16 protein-coding genes are annotated in these 20,981 nt (G+C 66.5%); 12 read left to right on the top strand and 4 right to left on the bottom strand.

Annotation, left to right across the window (positions count from 1 at the left end; translation table 11 throughout):
- The first annotated feature begins 3 nt into the window (after positions 1 to 3).
- From GSH16_RS07065 to GSH16_RS07050, 4 genes are all read left to right on the top strand, one after another.
- Positions 4 to 1,164, top strand: a complete 1,161-nt coding sequence (locus GSH16_RS07065; protein ID WP_160853474.1) for a DegT/DnrJ/EryC1/StrS family aminotransferase — start codon at positions 4 to 6, stop codon at positions 1,162 to 1,164.
- A 455-nt stretch (positions 1,165 to 1,619) separates the two neighbouring features.
- Entirely contained in the window at positions 1,620 to 3,572 is a 1,953-nt protein-coding gene (locus GSH16_RS16075) for a polysaccharide biosynthesis protein (protein WP_160853472.1), read from the top strand.
- Positions 3,573 to 3,705: 133 nt separating this feature from the next.
- Entirely contained in the window at positions 3,706 to 4,860 is a 1,155-nt protein-coding gene (locus GSH16_RS07055) for a glycosyltransferase family 4 protein (RefSeq protein ID WP_160853470.1), read from the top strand.
- Positions 4,861 to 4,957: 97 nt separating this feature from the next.
- Entirely contained in the window at positions 4,958 to 5,992 is a 1,035-nt protein-coding gene (locus GSH16_RS07050; protein ID WP_160853468.1) for an NAD-dependent epimerase/dehydratase family protein, read from the top strand.
- A 48-nt stretch (positions 5,993 to 6,040) separates the two neighbouring features.
- Here the strand turns inward: GSH16_RS07050 and GSH16_RS07045 are convergent, their stop codons facing one another.
- Positions 6,041 to 7,822, bottom strand: coding sequence for an IlvD/Edd family dehydratase (locus tag GSH16_RS07045; RefSeq protein ID WP_235913066.1), 1,782 nt, complete (start codon positions 7,820 to 7,822; stop codon positions 6,041 to 6,043).
- Positions 7,823 to 8,069: 247 nt separating this feature from the next.
- Here GSH16_RS07045 and GSH16_RS07040 point away from each other — a divergent pair, with 247 nt between their 5' ends.
- Positions 8,070 to 11,294 (top strand): 4Fe-4S double cluster binding domain-containing protein, encoded by a 3,225-nt coding sequence (locus GSH16_RS07040; protein ID WP_160853466.1) that lies wholly within the window; start codon positions 8,070 to 8,072, stop codon positions 11,292 to 11,294.
- A gap of 3 nt (positions 11,295 to 11,297) precedes the next feature.
- On the opposite strand, the gene GSH16_RS07035 is transcribed toward GSH16_RS07040, so the two are convergent.
- Positions 11,298 to 12,095, bottom strand: coding sequence for a FadR/GntR family transcriptional regulator (locus GSH16_RS07035; RefSeq protein ID WP_160853464.1), 798 nt, complete (start codon positions 12,093 to 12,095; stop codon positions 11,298 to 11,300).
- Between the two features lie 71 nt (positions 12,096 to 12,166).
- On the opposite strand from GSH16_RS07035, the gene GSH16_RS07030 reads away from it, so the two are divergent.
- Genes GSH16_RS07030 through larB form a run of 5 tightly spaced genes read left to right on the top strand, consistent with a single transcriptional unit; the run spans position 12,167 to position 17,383 of the window.
- A complete protein-coding gene (locus tag GSH16_RS07030) occupies positions 12,167 to 13,432 on the top strand; it encodes a glycerate kinase type-2 family protein (protein ID WP_160853462.1) in 1,266 nt (421 codons plus the stop codon).
- Positions 13,422 to 14,717: a nickel-dependent lactate racemase family protein gene (locus GSH16_RS07025; RefSeq protein ID WP_160853460.1), complete on the top strand. Its 1,296-nt coding sequence runs from the start codon at positions 13,422 to 13,424 to the stop codon at positions 14,715 to 14,717. Before GSH16_RS07030 ends, GSH16_RS07025 begins: the two co-directional genes overlap by 11 nt.
- The gene (larC, locus tag GSH16_RS07020) at positions 14,714 to 15,916 is read left to right on the top strand and encodes a nickel pincer cofactor biosynthesis protein LarC (RefSeq protein WP_160853458.1); all 1,203 of its coding nucleotides are present in this window, start codon (positions 14,714 to 14,716) and stop codon (positions 15,914 to 15,916) included. Before GSH16_RS07025 ends, larC begins: the two co-directional genes overlap by 4 nt.
- The gene (locus GSH16_RS07015; protein WP_160853456.1) at positions 15,909 to 16,730 is read left to right on the top strand and encodes an adenine nucleotide alpha-hydrolase family protein; all 822 of its coding nucleotides are present in this window, start codon (positions 15,909 to 15,911) and stop codon (positions 16,728 to 16,730) included. The genes larC and GSH16_RS07015 overlap by 8 nt, the downstream gene beginning before the upstream one ends.
- Positions 16,727 to 17,383, top strand: coding sequence for a nickel pincer cofactor biosynthesis protein LarB (gene larB / locus GSH16_RS07010; RefSeq protein ID WP_160853454.1), 657 nt, complete (start codon positions 16,727 to 16,729; stop codon positions 17,381 to 17,383). Before GSH16_RS07015 ends, larB begins: the two co-directional genes overlap by 4 nt.
- 72 nt (positions 17,384 to 17,455) lie before the next feature.
- On the opposite strand, the gene GSH16_RS07005 is transcribed toward larB, so the two are convergent.
- A complete protein-coding gene (locus GSH16_RS07005; protein WP_160853452.1) occupies positions 17,456 to 18,295 on the bottom strand; it encodes a fumarylacetoacetate hydrolase family protein in 840 nt (279 codons plus the stop codon).
- Between the two features lie 16 nt (positions 18,296 to 18,311).
- Positions 18,312 to 19,031, bottom strand: a complete 720-nt coding sequence (locus tag GSH16_RS07000) for an SDR family oxidoreductase (protein WP_205524064.1) — start codon at positions 19,029 to 19,031, stop codon at positions 18,312 to 18,314.
- 263 nt (positions 19,032 to 19,294) lie between these two features.
- Between GSH16_RS07000 and GSH16_RS06995 the strand changes: the two genes are divergently transcribed.
- Positions 19,295 to 20,131, top strand: coding sequence for an amidohydrolase family protein (locus GSH16_RS06995; RefSeq protein WP_160853448.1), 837 nt, complete (start codon positions 19,295 to 19,297; stop codon positions 20,129 to 20,131).
- 8 nt (positions 20,132 to 20,139) lie between these two features.
- A complete protein-coding gene (locus GSH16_RS06990) occupies positions 20,140 to 20,946 on the top strand; it encodes an IclR family transcriptional regulator (protein WP_160853446.1) in 807 nt (268 codons plus the stop codon).
- Positions 20,947 to 20,981 lie beyond the last annotated feature (35 nt).

Here is a 20,981-nt window from a genome sequence, read left to right as displayed (position 1 = left end):
CTGATGGGACAATGGCCCCACTATGCGGCGGATGAGATCGCCGCTGTCACCGCCCTTCTGGAATCCGGCAAGGTTAATGCCTGGACCGGGCCGGACGTGTCGGCTTTCGAGGCCGAGTTTGCCGCCTATACCGGCGCGCGCCACGCCATCGCGCTGGCCAATGGCAGTCTGACGCTGAACCTCGCGCTCCAATGCCTCGGGTTGCAACCGGGTGACGAAGTGATCGTCACACCGCGCAGCTTCGTGGCCTCCGCTTCCTGCGTTCTCCTCTTCGGAGCAACGCCGGTCTTCGCCGAGGTCGATCCCGACAGCCAGAACATCACGCCCGCGAGCATCGAGGCCGCGATCACACCGCGCACCCGCGGCATCATCCCGGTCCATCTCGCCGGTTGGCCCTGCGACATGCCGGGGATCATGGAACTGGCCGCGGCGCACGGGCTCTGGGTGGTCGAGGATTGCGCACAGGCGCATGGCGCACGCATCGGCTCGCGCCCGGTCGGGACCTTCGGGACCTTTGGCTCATTCTCCTTCTGTCAGGACAAGATCATGTCGACCGGTGGCGAGGGCGGGATGCTCGTCACCGATGATCCGGACCTCTGGCGACAGGCATGGAGCTTCAAGGATCACGGCAAGGACCATGCCGAGGTCCACAGGCGCGACCACCCGCCGGGTTTTCGCTGGCTGCACGACCATCCCGGCACCAATTACCGGATGACGGGTCTGTCCGCGGCGATCGGACGTCGGCAATTGCAGAAACTCGACGACTGGCAGGCCGCGCGGGCCGCAAATGCCGCCGCGCTGTTCGATGCTTTGGGTGATCATCCGCTCTTTCGCTGCCCGAAGCCCGGTCCGGCGCTCACCCATGGCTGGTACCGCGCCTATGCCTTTGTCCGGCCGGACCGTCTGGCAAAGGGATGGACCCGCGACCGGATCATCTCAAGCCTGACCGAAAACGGTTTCCGCGCCTTCTCCGGCAGCTGTTCCGAGATCTACCGCGAAAAGGTCTTTGCCGCGACGTGCGGCGCGATGGCGCCCCTGCCGGTCGCGCGGGAACTGGGCGAAACGTCGCTCGCCTTCCTTGTCGATCCGAGCTTTTGTCCGGATGAACTGGGCGCACTGGGGACCGCGCTCAAAGAGATCGGGAATCAGGCGCTCGCGCGCTGACGGCGGGTTTCACCGGATCACGGTTGATCGCTGCACAGCCTCTGGACACATGTGCGCAACTGCACAAAATCAGTGCAAATCGCGGCACGGTTCTGGCGCCCAGCCTAGCGCTCAATCCGCTGAATTCATTTGAAAATTCCAAATCTGCTGCAACTGCACAGTTCACAGCTGCGTCAGCGACCGCGCCGTAAGGTAGAAATTGGTTTCAATTTTAGATGCCTTTGACTATCGTTTGAGACGTGGGGGCAAACGGATCGAGGCCATGTGCTCGGCCCGCCGTTTATCCAAAAAAAAGATTATATGTTGGCATGCGCCGCCGTGCGCAGTGTCCAGGCCTATCGACTGTAACTATTTCGCGGTCCGAGTGTTTTTTCGGGCCTAGTGGTGTAGCGATTGTGGGGTTTACGATGGCCGCGACCCAAGGGGTATTTCACCCTGGCCGGAGCGCATTGCGCGTGCCGGCTCTCATTCAGAATTGTGTCGAACGCTCGACAAAGGAAATCCGGTCCAACCGCCGGCTCTTCGTGGCCGATCTGGTCGGGTCCGCTGGTGCCGTTTTGCTGGCCATGCTGTTGCAGGTCGGCTGGACCAATTGGAGCGTTGCGGCAGCGCTTGTCGCGATCACGCTCGCCAGCACTGCGGCGGCGCTTCCCGTCTTCGGGCTCTACCGGCGGCATCTGGCCTCCGTCTCGTTGCGCGACATTGCATCGATCGTGAAAGGCGCGTTTGCGACCTGCCTCATCGCGGGGCTGCTGTGGATCGCGCTGAGCGGCAGTCCGGGCGTCTGGGCAACGGTCTTTGTCGTCCAGTTCTTCATTGCTGTGCCGATTTTCGGCGGCCTGCGGGTCGCGGCGCGCCGTGGCGAGTTCTTCTTCGTCCGCCCGGCGGAACAGACCCCGGCACGCGCCGGCATCCCGACCCTGCTTGTGGGCACGGGCGCATCCTGTGACCTCTTCCTGCGCGCGGTCCTGCGCGACCGCAATGCCACGCATGCACCGGTCGGCATTCTCGACGACAACCGCGAAACGCAAGGGCTCTTCTTCCATGACGTGCCGATCTTGGGATCGATCCGCGATATCGACACCGCACTTGCGCGGATGGAGGCCGAAGGCATCCGGCCACGCAAGCTTGTCCTGACCCAGCCTGTCACCCAGTATGAATCCGACGAGTTTCAGAAGCTTCTCGACTGGGCCGATCGCAAGGCGATCAAGGTCGCCAAGCTGCCGGGCCTCGGCGAATTGCAGGATGTGACGGACGATCCGAACGGCACAACCGTGCGCGAGGTCGACGTGATGGACGTGCTGCCGCGCCCGCAAAAGCAGATCAACCGCGGCAGCCTGCGCCGGATGGTGCAGGGTCGCCGGGTGCTGGTGACGGGCGCAGGCGGCTCCATCGGCAAGGAATTGTCGCGCCAGATCGCGTCGCTCGCACCGGCGGAAATCGTGCTGGTCGAGAATTGCGAATACAACCTCTATGCGGTCGATATGGACCTGCGGCAATCCTACGCCGCAGTGCCGGTCTTTGCCGAGATCTGCGACATTCGCGACCGCGAGCGGATCATGCGGATCTTCGATGCGCACCGCCCCGAACTTGTGTTCAACGCGGCGGCGCTCAAACATGTGCCAATGGTCGAAGCAAACCCGTGCGAGGGCGTTCTGACCAATGCGATCGGCGCGCGCAACGTGGCTGACGCCGCTTGCCGCCATCAGGCGCTTGCGATGGTTCAGGTCTCTACGGACAAGGCGGTGAACACCACGAATGTGATGGGGGCCACGAAGCGTGTGGCGGAGTTTTACGGTCAGGCGCTCGACCGATCGTCCGAGCCGATGTGCGGCGGCACGCGCTTCATGACCGTGCGCTTCGGCAATGTGCTCGGCTCGTCGGGGTCTCTCATCCCGCTCTTCCAGCGCCAGATCATGATGGGCGGCCCGCTCACCGTGACCGACCCAAGGATGGAGCGGTTCTTCATGACCATCCGCGAGGCGGTGGAACTGACGCTACTGGCCTCGGCCCACGGGCTGCAGGACCAGATAGGCAAGGGTGAGATCTTCGTCCTCGATATGGGTGAACCGGTGCGGATCATGGACGTGGCCCAGCGGATGATCCGGCTTGCCGGTCTGCGCCCGGGCAAGGATATCGACATCGAGATTGTCGGCATCCGTCAGGGCGAGAAGCTCTTCGAGGAACTGTTCGACAGCGCGGAAACCGTGCGCGAAAGCTCCATCGAGGGTGTCCGGGCGGCCGCGCCGGCCGGCGTGCCGCTGTCGAAGCTCCAGTCGGCCATGGCGGATCTGGAAGCCACGGCGCGCGACGGAGATGCCGCGGGCGTCATCGCGATCCTGTCGGACCTCGTGCCGGGTTACGCGCCCGAATGCCCTGGCGGACGGTCGCAGACCGCCGCCGCCTGAGCCTTTGCCTGCGCCGTCCGCGCCGCGTCCCCCGGCAGGGCGCGACGCGGGCGGACCTCCCTGCTAGACTGCACCCAATCTGCCCGGAACCGGGCACCCATCCCTTTGACCTGTTGCCCGAGCGGACCCGCCCATGACCCCCAAGCCCCAGAAAGTCGCCGTGATCGCCGGGTTCGGCTGGTCTTTGGTGAATTTCCGCCTGCAACTGCTCAAGCGGATGGTGGCGCAGGGGCATGAGGTGGTCGCCGTCGCGCCGGATATCGATGCGCGCACGGCGCTCATTCTGGAAGAAAACGGCATCCGTCACGCCCATGTGCGGATGAACCGGACGGGCACCAATCCGGTGGCCGACCTTGCCACGCTGCGCGACCTGATGGGCCTGCTGCGGCGCGAACGGCCCGATGTCGTCCTGCCCTATACGATGAAACCCATTGTCTACGGCTGCATGGCGTCGCGTCTGACCGGCATCGGCCGAGCCTTCGCGCTTTTCACAGGTCTGGGCTATGCATTCATTGATCCGTACCCGACCGGGCGGCGGGCCATGATCCGCGCGGTCACAATCCGGCTCCACCGGATCGGGCTGCGGAACGTGGAGGCGGCGTTTACCTACAATCCGAGTGAGGATGAGGATATCCGCGCCTACCGTCTGGTGCCGGACCATGTGCCGCTGGTGCGCGTTGCAGGGTCGGGCATCGACACGGAGCGGTTCGCCCAATGCCCCGTGCCCGACGGGCCGCCGCGTTTCCTGATGGTGGCGCGGCTCCTGAAATCGAAGGGTGTAGCGGTGCTCGCGGATGCGGCGCGGCTGTTGAAGGCGCAAGGCCGCACCCCCGACATCCGGCTTCTCGGCCCGTTCGACAGCAATCCTGACGCTGTAACGGTGGACGAGATGGACCGCTGGACGAGCGAGGAGCTTTTTTCGCATCTGGGGGAGACACGCGACGTGCGCCCCTATCTGCGAGATGCATCCGTTTTCGTGTTGCCCACCATGCTGCGCGAGGGCGTTCCGCGCACGATCCTCGAAGCCATGGCGACGGGCCGCGCGGTCATCACAACCGATGCACCGGGGTGCGGGACCACGGTGGTCGAGGGTCAGACCGGGTTTGTGGTGCCGCAGGGCGACGCGGAAGCCCTTGCGGCGGCCATGGCACGCTATCTCGATGACTCTGAATTGGCGGCGGCGCACGGCGCGGCCGGGCGGGCGCGCGCCGAAAACGTCTACGATGTCCACGCCGTAAACCGGACCATCCTCACCACGATCGGACTGGAAACCACTGACGAAAATTGAGTATCTGGATGATACTCGACACGCTATGCATTGAAATTTATTGAAATCAGCTTCTTGAGAACCTGATCCTCACGCCGCCAAGAGGGAAGGACACGCCATGCCAACGGCTCTGGTCACCGGCGCTGCCGGGTTCATCGGCGCAAACATCAGCCAAAAGCTCCTGCGGGAGGGGTGGCGGGTCATCGGACAGGATGCGATGACCGACTATTATGACGTACGGCTGAAGGAACGGCGCGAGCAGCAGCTCCTTCAACAGCCGGGATACCGCTCGGTGCATGCGCGGGTGGAAGAACCGGGGTGCCTGATCGACCTGATGGCGGCGGAAAAGCCGGATGTTGTCATCCACCTCGCCGCGCAGGCGGGCGTGCGCTATTCGATCGAGGCACCGCGCTCCTATCTGGAGGCCAACCTGATCGGCACATACGAGCTGCTGGAGGCTGCCCGTGCCCATCCGCCGAAACATATGCTTCTGGCCTCGACCTCCTCCGTTTACGGCGCGAACGAGGCGATGCCCTATACCGAGCGCGACAAGGCCGACAGCCAGATGTCCTTCTATGCGGCGACCAAGAAGGCCAACGAGGCAATGGCGCATTCCTATGCCCATCTCTACCACCTGCCGGTGACCATGTTCCGGTTCTTCACGGTCTACGGGCCGTGGGGGCGGCCGGACATGGCGCTCTTCAAATTCACCCGCAACACGCTCGAAGGCCGGCCCATCGACGTCTACAACCATGGCGACATGATGCGGGACTTCACCTATGTCGACGATTTGACGGACGGAATTCGCGGCTTGATCGACGCGGTGCCACCCGGCACCGAGGAGCGCGGAGAGGTGCCGGAATTCGACAGTCTCAGCCCCGTCGCGCCCTGGCGGGTCGTCAATATCGGCAATGCCGATCCGGTGCGGTTGATGGTCTTCATCGAGGCGATCGAGGACGCGCTCGGGATGGAGGCGAAGAAGAATTTTATGGAGATGCAGGCCGGCGACGTGAAAGCCACATGGGCCGACACACGACTTCTGGAACATCTGACCGGCAAACGTCCGGCGACCGACATCCGGACCGGTGTCGGCCGTTTCGTCGACTGGTACCGGGATTATTATCAGGTCAGACCGCGCGACAAACGGACATGAAAACGGCGCCGCGCAGGCGCCGTTTCCGTATCGGGATCGCGGGGCGCGTCAGTGATTGTCGCGCGGCAGGCCCTTGGTCTGGGCGATACGCTGGTATTTCACGGCCGGTTTCAGGACCATGCCCTTGTCGAACTGGTCGACCATGGACCGCTGGATTTCCTGCCACGGCGTCTGGTGCTCGGGGAATGCGAACCCGCCCGCCGCTTCGAGCGCCGCGCGGCGTTCGGCCAGTTCCGCATTATCGATCAGGATGTTGGCGCTGCCGACGCGCAGATCGACCCGCACCCGGTCGCCGGTCTTCAGGAGCGCCAGCCCACCCATGGCCGCCGCTTCGGGCGAGGCATTCAGGATCGAGGGCGAGCCAGATGTGCCCGACTGTCGCCCGTCGCCAATGCAGGGCATCGAATGGACCCCGCGCTTGATGAGCGCCGCCGGCGGCTGCATGTTCACCACTTCCGCGCCGCCGGGATAGCCGATCGGGCCGGTCCCGCGCACCACAAGGATGCAATGTTCGTCGATCTCCAGCGCCGGATCGTCGATCCGGTCGTGATAGTCCTCCGGCCCGTCGAACACGATGGCCCGGCCCTCGAACGCATCGGGATCGTCTGGGTTCGAAAGGTAGCGGTCACGGAATTCCGGCGAAATGACGGAGGTCTTCATGATCGCACTGTCAAACAGGTTGCCCTTGAGGTTGATGAACCCGGCCTTCTCCACCAGCGGCGCGTCGAAGCTGCGGATCACCTCCCGGTCGGTCACTTCCGCATCCGCATAGTTTTCGGCCACGCTCTTGCCGGTGACGGTGAGCGCATCGGGGTTCGGCAGCTTGCCGGCACCGATCAGTTCGGCAAAAACGCCCGGCACGCCGCCGGCGCGGTGGAAATCCTCGCCCAGGAACCGGCCCGCGGGCTGCAGGTCGACGAGCAGCGGGATCTCGTGGCCGAGCCGCTGCCAATCGTCATTCGTCAGTTCCACATCCAGATGCCGCGCCACGCCGTTGAGATGAATGGGCGCATTGGTCGACCCGCCGATGGCGCTGTTGGCCACAATCGCGTTCTCGAAAGCCGCGCGCGTCATGATGTCGGACGGTTTCAGGTCCTCGTGCACCATTTCCACGATCCGACGGCCGGTCTCGTAGGAAATCTGGCCGCGTTCGCGGTAGGGGGCGGGGATTGCCGCGCTGCCCGGCAGCTGCATGCCGAGCGCTTCGGCCAGCGAGTTCATCGTCGTCGCGGTGCCCATCGTGTTGCAATACCCGACCGACGGGGCCGAGGCCGCCGCGATGTCGATGAATTCCTCGTAGTTGATTTCCTCGGCCGCGAGCTTCTGGCGCGCGTCCCAGATCGCGGTGCCCGACCCGGCCCGCTCGCCACGATACCAGCCGTTCAGCATCGGTCCGACCGACAGCGCGATGGCCGGGATGTTGACGGTCGCCGCCGCCATCAGGAGCGCGGGCGTGGTCTTGTCGCAACCGATTGTCAGCACGACCCCGTCGAGCGGGTAGCCGTAGAGCGCCTCGACAAGGCCCAGATAGGCCAGGTTCCGGTCGAGCGCCGCGGTCGGCCGTTTGCCGGTTTCCTGGATCGGATGGACCGGAAATTCCATGCAGATGCCGCCTGCCGCCACGATCCCGTCGCGCACCCGCTTTGCCAGTTCCACATGGTGCCGGTTGCAGGGCGACAGGTCCGATCCGGTCTGGGCAATGCCGATGATCGGCTTGCCGGATTGCAGTTCCTCGCGCGTGATCCCGTAATTGAGGTAGCGTTCCAGATAGAGCGCCGTCATGCCCGGATTGTCGGGATTGTCGAACCACTGCTGCGAGCGAAGTTTCATCGTGTCTTTCCTTGTCTCCATCCGGCCCTGCGCCGGATCTGCCCGATGGGCCGGATGTCCCGCATCCGCGGCATCGGACCAGTTGACGCGCGGGACTTTCCCCTCGGTCACCCGCTGATCTACGGCAGGAGACGCGGCCAGTCAAAGTGCAAAAGCGCGCGCAGGGAACCCGGCCTGCGGCGACCATGGGCGCGAGGCGCGGAGAAAAGGCTTGCCTTCATCCCCTACCCCACGATCTATCAGGGCCATGAAGTTCTTCTCCGCCCGTCACCGCCCCGTACATCTCGGTCCCTATCCGCTGGAAAAACTCGTCCGCCGCGATGATCCATGGCCGCTGGACGCCGTTCCCGTAGATGCTCCGATGCGGTTCGAGCGGCCCGGCGATCCGGCCTGCCTGACCAATGCGATGGCGGATTTCCAGGCGATGCTCGACGTGATCCGGGACGGGATCACCAACCCTGCACGCGCCACCATTCCGGACGACCTGACGGTCCGCGCGGACCATCTAAAAGCCTTCGCCACATTCAATGATGCAGACATGGTCGGGATCGGGCCGGTCGGGGACGCCGCGCGCAAGCCGGACCCGCTGCGTAATCCCGCCATCGACCGTCTGGCAGACGATCTGCGCCACCGCCAGACCAAGACGCTGGCCTCGGGCATCGATGTGATCATGGCCGACCTGAAGGACAGCATCGCCCATCCGCCGGGGCCGGTGGACCACCATCATACGGCCATCGTCATCGTCACCGCCTACGGCCGCGACCCCGAACCGGGCGAGCCGGGTGCCGACTGGATTCAGGATGCACAGGCCGAACGCGCCTGCCTCCGGTCGGCCGAAAACGCCACGGTGATCGCCAGCTACATCCGCCTGCTCGGCTATGATGCGCGCGCCCAGAGCGGCACCACGAACGAGGTGTATCTGGGCCGTCTGGCCATAGCTGCTGGTCTGGCCGTGCCGGCCGCAGATGGCGGTGCGCCGGAGATCCCGTGGCTCGGCCAGCGCTACGGGCTGGCGGTGGTGACGACCGACATGCCGCTCGCCCATGACCGCCCGCTCGCGCCCATGACCGACCAGCCTGCGAGCCTGTTGCGCGGGCTGGACTGGATGCTCGGCCGCGATGGCACCCGCAACCGGGCCAACCGCGACCCCTACCGCGCACGGCGCTATATGGACGGGCCGCACCCGTTCGAGACGCTCACCCGCCGCGACAGCCCCACCACCTATATCGACGAACCGAATGTGCCGCGTGTGCCCAAACGCGCCGACATGTTCGCCCGCGCCCAGTTCGGGGAACTCGGCCCTGCGGTGCAGGCGGCGGCCAAGGGCGGGCATTATGCACGCAAGACCGCGCCCTCCTCGGCCCAGCGCCGCGCGCTCGGCGCCTTTGTGCTCCTTCAGGACGGGCCGGTCGCACAGGCCCCCCTGCCCGGCACGGACGATTCCGTCCGCAACGCGGAAAACCTGAAGGGTGCGAGCTATTTCCTCGGCCTAGACGCCGTGGGCCTCAGCCGATGCCCGGACTGGACATGGTATTCGCATGACGCGACCGGCGCGGAGATCGTGCCGCCGCACGATCAGGCGCTGTCCATGATCGTCGATCAGGGGTTCGACACGATGGAAGGGGCGAGCGGCGACGACTGGATTTCCGTCGCCCAGTCGATGCGCGCCTATCTGCGCTTCTCGCTTCTGGGCGGCGTGATGGCGCGACAGGTCCGCAATCTCGGCTTTCCCGCCCGTGCCCATACGGTGATGGATGGCGAGGTGATCCAGCCGCCGCTCCTGCTGCTCGCCGGACTGGGCGAGGTCAGCCGCATCGGAGAGGTGATCCTCAACCCGTTCCTCGGTCCGCGGCTGAAATCGGGCGTGGTGACCATGTCGCTGCCCGTGTCGCACGACAAGCCCATCGACTTCGGCCTGCAGCGCTTCTGCGAATCCTGCAACAAATGCGCCCGCGAATGCCCGTCGGGGGCGATCACCGCCGGCCCGAAACTGATGTTCAACGGCTACGAGATCTGGAAGTCGGACAGCCAGAAATGCGCGACCTACCGGATCACCACCAAGGGCGGGGCGATGTGCGGTCGCTGCATGAAGACCTGCCCGTGGAACCTCGAAGGGCTTTTTGCCGAGGCACCGTTCCGCTGGGCCGCGATGAACATGCCCGCCGCGGCGCCCCTGCTGGCACGGCTCGACGACCGGCTCGGCCGCGGCGGCCTCAACGACGTGAAGAAATGGTGGTGGGATATCGAGTTGGACGAAACCGGCGCTTACGTCCCGTCGACCCACCCGCTCAACCGCCGCGACCTGCAGCGCGAGCTCGACCTGAAATATGAGGACCAGACGCTGGCCGTCTATCCGGCCGATCTGGCGCCCCATCCCTGGCCCTATCCGTTCCCGATGGACCGCGAGGCCGGAATCGAGGCCTATCAGGCCATGGTCACGGCGGAGGAGTATCAGGCGCGGAGCGCGGCCGGCGACACGCGCCACATGCACCGCCGCCCCGACCATGATCCGGCCACGGCGCCGGTGGTGCGGGTGGAGATCACCCGTGCGCGGGCCATGACCGACCGGATCACGGCCTATGAATTGCGGGCGCTTGACGGCGGCGACCTGCCGGACTGGACGGCTGGCGCGCATCTCGACATTGTCGTGGCGCCGGAATATCTGCGCCAATATTCGATGTCGGGCGATCCGGCCGACCGGAGCCGCTACGAGATCGGCGTTTTGCGCGAAGATGAGGGGCGCGGCGGATCCGCCCTCCTGCACCGGATATTCACTGAAGGACGCAAAATCTTCGTGTCCCGCCCGATCAACCATTTCGAACTGGACCCGGACGCGCAGCACAGCCTGCTGATGGCCGGCGGCATCGGCATCACGCCGATGATCGCCATGGCCCACAGCCTGCACGCGGCGGGGCGGCCGTTCCGGCTGCACTATTCCGTGCCGTCCCGCGCGGCCGCAGGCTATCTCGACGATCTGGCCGGATTCGCCTGGGCGGACAATGTGACGCTCCATGTGAGCGACGAAGGCAGCCGCGCCGACCTGACCGGTCTGTTCACAGGCGCCGCTGAAGGCACCCATGTCTATGTCTGCGGTCCCGACCGCTACATTCAAGGCGTGCTTGCGGCCGCCGAGGATGCGGGCCTCCCCGAAGAGGCGCGCCATTTCGAATATTTCGCGGTGCCGGACCTGCCAGACCGGCCGGACCATCCGTTCACGCTGCGGCTCTCGCGGTCCGGGCGCGACGTGCCTGTGGCCGAGGGCCAGCGCGCCACCGAGGCGCTCGCGGCCGCCGGCATCCATGTGGATGAGAAATGCTCCGACGGCATCTGTGGCGTCTGCCAGTGCGGGCTGGTGGGCGGCGCGGTGGACCACCGCGATTTCGTGCTGTCGCGCGCCCAGCGCGCCAGGCGGATCATCCTCTGCCAGTCCCGGTCAGAGGACCCGGGCGGGATCGTGGAAATCGACCTCTGAGCGTCAGGCGTCCGCGCGGCCGAGCGCGGCCCGCAGCCGGTCGCCGGGCGGCGAGGCATCGGCCCGGTCCGCCGCGTCGAGCGCGCTCCACGCATCGAGAAGAAGTCGTGCAAACTGCGCGATATGCGCCTGCATGGCCCGCCGGGCCGCATCGGCATCCGAGTCGGCGAGGGCCGCGATGATCGCACGATGTTCGGCAACGAGTTGCGCCTTCATGGTGCCGACATTGACGCGACCGTGCATCCGCACCCACATGGGCTGCCGGAGCCGTTGGCGCCAGAAGTCCCGCACCACCATTTCGAGCGCCTGATTGCCCGCGGCTTCTGCGATCACCAGATGGAACCGCTCATCCGCATTGTCGCCCCAGAATTCGGTCTCGGCCTCGCCTTCCATCTCGTCTGTCAGGTGTCGCAGCCGGTCCAGCGCTTTCGGGCCGATCTGCGGCGCCGCAAGCGCCGCAACCTCGCCCTCGATGATGAGCCGCGCCTCGAGCAACTCGAACGGGCCCGGCCCGGTGAGCGCCTTGAGCGTGTTGGCGGCAGGCGGATGGTCCGCGACGGACATGCCCGCGCCGAACCGGTTCGCGACAAAGCCCGCGATCTCCAGCGCGATCAGCGCCTCGCGCAGCGTCGCGCGGGAGACGCCGAGCGTCTCCACCAGTTCGCGTTCGGGCGGCAGCCGGTCGCCCGGCCGCAACGCGCCGTCCAGAATCCGGTCCGCGATCTGCTGCGCCACCAGCCGGTAGCGCGGGATCTGCGCCACAGGCTCGAAAATACGGGGCTTTGGCTCATTGTCGCTCATGTTTGACAGATTGCCTGACAATCAGGCATAAGGCAAGCAACGCGCTTGCCATGATCCGAAGGGACCGACCGATGGATGCCGAAGCCCTGTTGACCGAAATGTTCGCGGCCGCGCTCGCCGCCGCCGACCCGATGGACGCGGTGCCCGCGCATCTGCCGCCGCGCCCCGAAGGCCGGGTCGTCGTGGTCGGCGCCGGCAAGGCATCAGCCCGCATGGCGCAAGCGGTGGAGGCCGCATGGGGCCCGTGCGAGGGGCTTGTCATCGTGCCCTATGGCGGGGCGCTCCCGACCAAGGGCATCGAGATTGTCGAGGCCCGACACCCGGTGCCCGACGCGGCCGGAGAGGCCGCCGCCCATCGCATCCTCGACCTGCTCGCGCCGCTTGGCGACGGCGATCTGGCGCTGTGCCTCATTTCGGGCGGCGGATCGGCGCTGATGGCGGCACCCGCACCGGGGCTGACGCTCGCCGACAAGCAGGCGGTCAATGCACAGCTTCTCGCCTCGGGTGCGGCAATCGGGGACATGAACATCATCCGCAAGCATCTGTCGGCCATCAAGGGCGGTCGGCTGGCCGCGGCGGCAGCACCTGCGCGCGTTCTCGCCCTGACGATCAGCGATGTGCCCGGCGACGATCCGGCCATCATCGCCTCCGGTCCGACCGTCCCGGACCCGACCACGGGCGAGGATGCGCTCGACATTGCCGACCGGTTCGGGCTCGATCTGCCCGATCACGTCCGCAAGGTGCTGACCGGGCCCGACGGCGTGACCCCGAAGCCCGACGACCCGCTTTTCGAACGGGTGGAAACCCGCGTCATTGCCGCCCCCCAGCCTGCGTTGGAGGCCGCCGCGGCGGTCGCCAGACGCGCTGGCGTCACGCCTGTGATCCTTGGCGATGCGATCGAGGGCGAGGCCCGCGATGTCGGCATTGTCATGGCCGGCATCGCCGACCAGATCCGCCGCCACGGCCAGCCGGTCGCGCCGCCTGCGGTGCTGATCTCGGGCGGGGAGACGACCGTCACCGTGACCGGCACGCCGGGCAAGGGCGGGCGCTGCAGCGAGTTCCTGCTCAGCTTTGCCGTGGCCGCGTGGGGGCGGCCGGGCCTCTCGGCCATTGCCTGCGACACGGACGGGCGCGACGGGTCGGAACAGAATGCAGGGGCCATCTGGACGGACAGGCACAGCGCCAGAGCGGACCGGCGACTGGCCTTGAAGCATCTGGCAGGGCATGATGCCTATTCCTTCTTTGCGGCGCGGGACGCGCTGGTCGACACCGGCCCGACCCATACGAATGTCAATGATTTCCGCGCCATTCTGGTGGAGGCCGACGATGAAAATTGATCTGCTATACGGGCGCGAGGGGTTGCAGTTCGACCTGCCGGACGGAATCGAGCCGCACCTGATCGAAAAGCCGCCCTTCCCGCCCGCTGCCGCCCCCAAGGACCAGATCGCCAGCGCGCTGGCTCGGCCCATCGGCAGCGCTCCGCTCGCTGATCTGGCACGCGGAAAGGGCTCGGCCTGCATCCTCATCTGCGACATCACCCGTCCGGTGCCAAACCACCTGTTCCTGCGCCCGATGATCGAGACCCTGATGACCGCAGGCATTCCCGCGACCGCGATCACGGTGCTCGTCGCCACCGGACTGCACCGCCCGAACGAGGGGGCGGAACTGGCCGAACTGGTCGGTGATCCGTGGGTGCTCGAAACGGTGGCCGTGGAAAACCATTTCGCACTGCGCGACGCGGATCATGTCCAGCTTGGCACCACCAGCGGCCGCGGCGTGCCGGTCGGCATCGACCGCCGCTTCGTCGAGGCGGAACTGAAGATCGCAACCGGCCTCGTCGAGCCGCATTTCATGGCGGGCTATTCGGGCGGCCGCAAGGTGGTCGCACCGGGCGTGGCCCATCACGAGACGATCCGCACCTTCCATTCCGCCCGGTTCATGGAGGACCCGGCAGCCCGCGAATGCAATCTCGACGCCAATCCCCTGCATGAGGAGCAGTTGGAGATCGTGCGAATGCTGGGCGATGTCTATGCACTGAACACGGTGATCGACGACAAACGAAACCTTGTCTTCGCGAGCTTCGGGGAGATCATCGAAAGCCACCTCGCGGCTGTCGATTTCGTGCGCGGCTATACCGAGATCGGGATCGGGCGGCGCTTCCATACGGTCGTCACCTCTGCAGCGGGCTATCCGCTCGACCAAACCTATTACCAGACCGTGAAAGGCATGGTCACACCGCTCGACATTCTGGAACCGGGCGGCACGCTCATCATCGCATCCCATTGCGGGGAAGGGATCGGATCGGACCATTTCCGCGCGGCACAGGAACGGCTCGTGGCGCTCGGGCCGGAGGCGTTTCTGGAGACGCTGCGCCCCAAACAGTTCGCCGATGTGGACGAGTGGCAGACGGAAATGCAGCTCAAACCGATGCGGCGCGGGCAGATCCAACTCTACGCGCCGCACCTCTCGGATGCCGACTTCAGGGTTACGGGCGTGGAACGGGCGCATGACCTGACCGCCGCCATTGCCGAAGCCGCCGCGCGCCACGGCGACCCGCATGTCGCGATCATTCCCGAAGGGCCATATGTCGTGCCGCGCGCCGCAGCGCCGGCCGCGGCATGAGCCGGCACATCCACCTCGATCCGCTTGGCGGAATCGCGGGCGACATGTTTGCCGCCGCGATGCTGGATGCGATTCCCGAACTGGAGGAACCGCTGCGGGCGGATCTGGCGGCCGCGGGCATTGCGGGGCATGTGACCCTGCAGCGTGAAACGGTCCGTAAGGCGGGATTTGCCGCGCTGCAGGTCCGGTTCGCGCAGGCCGAGAGCGCACCGCCAACCCGCCATTGGCGCGATATCCGCGCGTTGCTCAAGGCCAGTGCGCTTGAACGGGACGTGCGCGACCGCGCGATCGCCATTTTTGCGCGCCTGGCAGAGGCCGAAGCCGCCGCACATGGCGTGCGCGTCGATGATGTGCATTTCCATGAAATCGCGGACTGGGATTCGCTGGCCGACATTGTCGCCGCGGCCTCGCTCAGCCACCGCGCCGACGCATCCGGCTGGAGCGTGGCACCGCTGGCGCTCGGGTCGGGCCGCGTGCGCACCGCCCACGGCCCCGTTCCCGTGCCCGCACCGGCGACGGTGCATCTTCTGCGCGGGTTCGACACGATCGAGGACGGGATCGGCGGCGAACGGGTGACGCCGACCGGCGCGGCCATCCTCGCCACGCTCTGCACAAGTGACGGCGCCCCGCAACAGGCGCGCGTGTCCGGGCGGATCGGCGCGACCGGAACCGGCGCCGGGCAGCGCGACCTTGAGGGGATCGCCAACATCCTGCGGGCGACCGCGATCGAGACCGCCGCCCAAGCGACGGGCGCGACGCGCGAACCGCTCGTCCAGTTCGCCTGCGAGATCGACGACATGACGCCCGAGGAACTGTCGGTGGCACTCGACCGCCTGCGGCAGCTGCCCGGATGCGTGGACGCGACGCTCCTGCCCGGGATCGGCAAGAAGGGCCGCCCGGCTTTCGCGCTCCGGCTGCTCTGCCACCCGCCCTCCGCCGCCGCGCTCCGCGACAGGATCTTTGCCGAGACCAGCACGCTGGGGCTGCGCGAAACCCAAATTGCCCGCCACATATTGCCCCGAACGCAAAGCCTGTCGGACGGGATGCGCGTCAAATGCACCGACCGCGCCAGCGGGCCGACGGCAAAGGTGGAGAGCGACGATCTGGCCGCGCTTCCGGACCTTGCTAGCCGCAGGCAGGCGGCGGGCCGCGCGGAACGGCTCGCGGTTCAAGAGCTGCCGGAGGTCGGTGATGACTGACAGCGCGGCTCCGGACACACCCCTGTCGGCGGCGCAGGAACGGCTCGGCCGCATCATCGACGCCCTGCCCGGCCTGACCATTGCCGTGAGCGGCGGGACCGACAGCCTGACGCTGGCCACATTTGCCGGCCGCCGCCAGCCGCGCCTGTCTGTGCTTCATGCGCTCAGCCCCGCCGTGCCGCCCGATGCAACCGCACGGGTGCGGGCACTGGCGGCGACGGAAGGCTGGGCCCTCACCTGCCGCGACGCAGGCGAATTTGCCGACCCGGACTATCTCGCCAATCCGGTCAACCGCTGTTTCTTCTGCAAGTCGAACCTGTACGACACGATCCGCAAACAGTGCGACGGTCCGGTGGCCTCGGGCACCAATCTCGATGATCTGGGCGACTTCCGGCCCGGGCTCGAGGCCGCGCGCGCCCGCGGCGTGCTCCACCCGCTGGCCGAAGCGGGGCTGACCAAGCGCGACATCCGCGCGCTGGCGCGGCGGCTCGGGCTGGGCGACCTGTCGGACCTGCCAGCCCAGCCCTGCCTGTCGAGCCGGATTGAGACCGGCCTGCCGATCCACGCTGGTGACCTCGCCTTTGTCGATGCGATGGAAACCGCCCTGCGGGCCGCCCATCCCGGAGCCGACCTGCGCTGCCGCATCACCAGAGCCGGTGTCCGGATCGAAAGCTCCAAGCCTTTGAGCGCGGCGGACCGTGCGTTGGCCGCCCGCCGCTGCGCGGAGGCCGGACGCGATTTCGCCGGCATCACGCCCTACCGGCGCGGCAGCGCTTTTCTGCATGGGGCGGACCGGTCCGGGGTGCCGACATGACCGAGGAGACGGTTTTCGACTGGTCCCGCAGGACCCGCACCGGCCTGCCCGAAGCCGTGCTCGCCGAGCCGAAATCCATCGCGCAGCTGCAGGCGATCATCGATGCCCACCGGGCGCGCGGCGAACCGCTTCTGCTGACACGCGTCACGGACGCGCAGGCCGAGGCAATCGCGGCCGATGACCTGATGCAGGACCGGGTCGGCCGCACCGCCATCCTCGGCCCCTGCCCCGCACCGGCCAGCGGCACGGTGCCCATCGGGATCGTCACCGCGGGCAGTTCCGACATGGCCGTCGCACGGGAGGCAGAGGCCACGGCACGGTTCCTCGGCCATGGTGCCACGATCCATGCCGACCGCGGCGTGGCCGGGCTCTGGCGGCTCGGGGCGGCACTGGACGAGATCCGCCGCCACCGGATCCTGATCGCCGTGGCGGGCATGGAAGGGGCACTTTTTTCCGTCCTGCCGGGGCTCGTCGCCTGCCCTGTCATCGCTGTGCCAAGCTCTGTGGGTTACGGCGTATCGGCGCAGGGGCGCACGGCGCTCGATGCGGCGCTTGCAAGCTGTTCGCCGGGGCTGACGGTCGTCAATATCGACAACGGGTTCGGCGCGGCCTGCGCCGCGGCCAAGATCCTTTCGATGCACCGGCAGGGCTGAGGCCACAGCCGCCACGCAAAACGCCCCGACCGCATGGCCGGGGCGTGTTGTCTTCTCAGGCTTTGAAACGGCTCAGCTGTCCGCGACACAGACCTGCTTCTGGCTGCCGAGCTTCTCGATTCCAAGCTCGACCGTGTCGCCGGCCTTCAGGAAGCGCGGCGGGTTGAAGCCCAGCCCCACGCCCGGCGGCGTACCGGTGGAGATGATGTCGCCCGGCTCCAGCGTGAAAAAGCGGCTCAGATAGCTGACCAGATGCGCCACGCCATAGACCATCGTGCTCGACGATCCGTCCTGCACGCGCTCGCCGTTCACGTCGAGCCACATGGAGAGGTTCTGCGGGTCGCCCACCTCGTCCGGCGTTACCAGCCACGGGCCGGTCTGGCCGAAATTGTCGCAGCTCTTGCCCTTGGTCCACTGGCCCTCATGCTCGATCTGGTAGGCGCGTTCCGACACGTCATTGATCGTGCAATAGCCCGCCACATGGTCGAGCGCATTTTCCTCGGACACGTATTTCGCGGGCTTGCCGATGACGACACCGAGCTCCACTTCCCAGTCGGTCTTCTCGGAGCCGCGCGGTATGATGATCGGGTCGTTGGGGCCGCAGATCGCGCTTGTGGCCTTCATGAAGAGCACCGGCTCGGAGGGCACGGCAAGGCCGCTCTCTTCCGCATGGTCGGCATAGTTGAGGCCGATGCACATGAACTTGCCGGTCCCGCCCACGCAAGCGCCGAGCCGCACGTCGCCTTCGACCACCGGCAGCGTGCCGATATCGAGATCCTCGAACCGCCCGAGGTCGGTCAGAACCTCGCCCGCGATATCCCCCACGATGCCCGACAGGTCGCGGATCTTGCCGTCGCTGTCCAGAATGCCCGGCTTTTCGGCGCCGCGCGCGCCATATCTCACAAATTTCACGTCTTTCTCCGAAAGTTCAGGTCGACCACCCGCCGTCAATGGCATGTGCTTGACCCGTGGTAAAGCCAGCTTCGTCGCTGGCCAGATAACAGGCTAGTGCGGCGATTTCCTCCGGCCGGCCGATCCGGCCCATCGGCTGGCGGGCGTTGAACTCGGCGCGGGCCTTTTCATAGTCGCCCGTGTCGCGCAGCCGTTGCTGGAGCGACGGGCTTTCGACCGTGCCCGGGCAGATCGCATTGCAGCGGATGCCCTGTTTCACATAGTCCGCGGCGACCGATTTGGTCAGCCCGATCACGGCCGCCTTTGTCGTGCCGTAGACACAGCGGTTGGGCACGCCGGTGATAGAGCCTGCAACGGAGGCGACATTCACGATCGAACCCGCGCCGCGGTCGAGCATGCCGGGCAGGACCGCGCGGATCATGTCGAACATGGCCTTCACGTTGAGCGCGAAGGCGAAATCCAGATCGGCTTCGCTTGCCTCCAGCACGCTGCCGGCATGGACGACGCCGGCGCAATTGAACAGGATATCGACCGGACCGATATCCGCGACCAGTGCCTCAATCGCGCTGCGGTCCGTCACGTCGAGGGCCCGCACATCGAGCCCAGCCACGCCATCGAGGGGCGCGACATTGATGTCGGTCGCGATCACCCGTGCGCCCTCGGCGGCCATGCGCTCCACGGTGGCACGCCCGATGCCCTGCGCCGATGCGGTGGCGAGGACGGTTTTTCCGGTCAGTCTCTGCACGTCTGGTCCTTTGTCTTCTCGCCCATGATCGGGCGCTGATCTGTCGGATATCGGCTGGTCCCGAGAACCGGGGCGCCGGTGATTGGTGGTTCCGGACCATGGGCGCTGTCGGGCGCGCCTGTCCAGATTCTTCTGATCGCTCTGCGGTCGACCCCCTGCCGGATGCGCTTTCCGCGCGACTATGTTTCATTTGTGAAATTGACTTTCACTTTTAATCCAACAAAGATCGCCTCCCGTCAAGCAGGGAGAAAGACATGCTCTTCGACACGCATCTCCACCTCGTCTATCCCGACCGGCTGCGCTACCCGTGGCTCGATGACGCGCCCGCCCTGAACCGGCCGAGCCTGATGAGCGACTATGCGCGCGCGGCGCACCGGCTCGGGATCACGGATGTGCTCCATATGGAGGTGGACGTGGCACCGGCACAGATCCGCGAGGAGACAGCCCTTGTGTCCGATCTGATGGCCGAGCGCGGGTCGCTCCTGCGTGGCGCCATCTCCAGTTGCCGGCCGGAAGAGGACGGATTCGCGGACCTGCTCGACTGGGCGCAGGACCAACCCGCGATCAAGGGTTTCCGCCGCATCCTGCACGAGATGCCTGACGATCTGTCCACGACGCCGACATTCCGCGACAATGTCAAACGCCTGTCCGGCACCGGGCTGACATTCGACCTATGCGTCTACCCCCGCCAGCACGGCCATGCCGTCGCGTTGATCGACCATTGTCCCGACGTGCAGTTCGTCCTCGACCATTGCGGCGTGCCGGACATTGCAGCAGGCGGGTTCGACGCCTGGGCGCCGGGCATCACCGAGATCGCGAAACGCTCCAATGTGGTCGCCAAGATCTCCGGCATTGTGGCCTATACTGATCGCGACGCTTGGACGCTCGACGATCTGCGCCCCTATGTGGCGCATGTCGCCCGGCAGTTCGGGCATGACCGGCTGATCTGGGGGTCGGACAGTCCGGTCTGCAACCTTGGCGGCGGGCTGGAAACCTGGGTCGGCGCGACCCATGCATTGACCGTCGACTGGCTGCCCGGCGACCGCGCGGCGCTCTATGCGGGCAATGCCAAGCGGCTCTGGTCGCTCTAGCGCCCGCGATGGCCAAGCCACCACCCAGCGAAGATGGCCCCGAGGTACGGCGCGGCAGATACAGCGCGCCCGCCCTCTCCAAGGGGCTCGACATTCTGGAATTGCTGGCCGCGCAGGCGAGCGGGCTGAAACAGTCCGAGATCGCCAAGTCGCTCGACCGTTCGGTGCCGGAGATATTCCGGATGCTGGCGGTACTGGAAGACCGCGGCTATGTCGCGCTCGATGCGGCCAGCGACCGCTATGCGCTGACACCGAAGCTTTTCGCCCTGTCGCACCGGCACCCGCCTGTGCAGCGGCTGACCCGCGAGGCCGGTGCAGTGATGGAGGAACTGGCGCTGAGCCTCAACCAGTCGCTGCATCTCGCGATCCTCCATGGCACCGACATTCTTGTCATCGCGCAGACCGATCCACCGGTCAATGATGTGACGTCCGTGCGCCTCGGCGCGCGGGTGCCGCTCCTTCTGACAGCCTCCGGCGGCGCGCTGGTTCACCGTTTGCCCGAGGCGCGCCTGTCGGAACTGGTCGCGCGAATCCCCGAGCGGACACCGGAATTGCGGATCCGCCTCGACGATCATATTTCCCAGTGCCGGGCGGAGGGTTATTGCGAAAGCGCCTCGATGGTGATTGCGGGCGTGCACAATGTCTCGGTCCCGATCATCGACCATTCGGGTGCCGTGGTGGCTGCGCTGACCGTGCCCTATATCCGCCGGCTGAACCGGCCCGACGACCCGGACCGGGCGGCCGTTCGCGACGCGTTGCGGTCGGCGGGACACCGGATTTCCGCCGCCCTTGGCGCGAGCGACACGGCAGGATGAACGCGCGCTTGATCGGGAACGGGGCGCGCGCCACA

Origin of the sequence: Oceanomicrobium pacificus (assembly GCF_009833495.1) — a bacterium.
In the GTDB taxonomy this organism is placed as follows: Bacteria; Pseudomonadota; Alphaproteobacteria; order Rhodobacterales; family Rhodobacteraceae; genus Oceanomicrobium; species Oceanomicrobium pacificus.
This window is presented reverse-complemented; position numbering and strand designations above follow the sequence as displayed.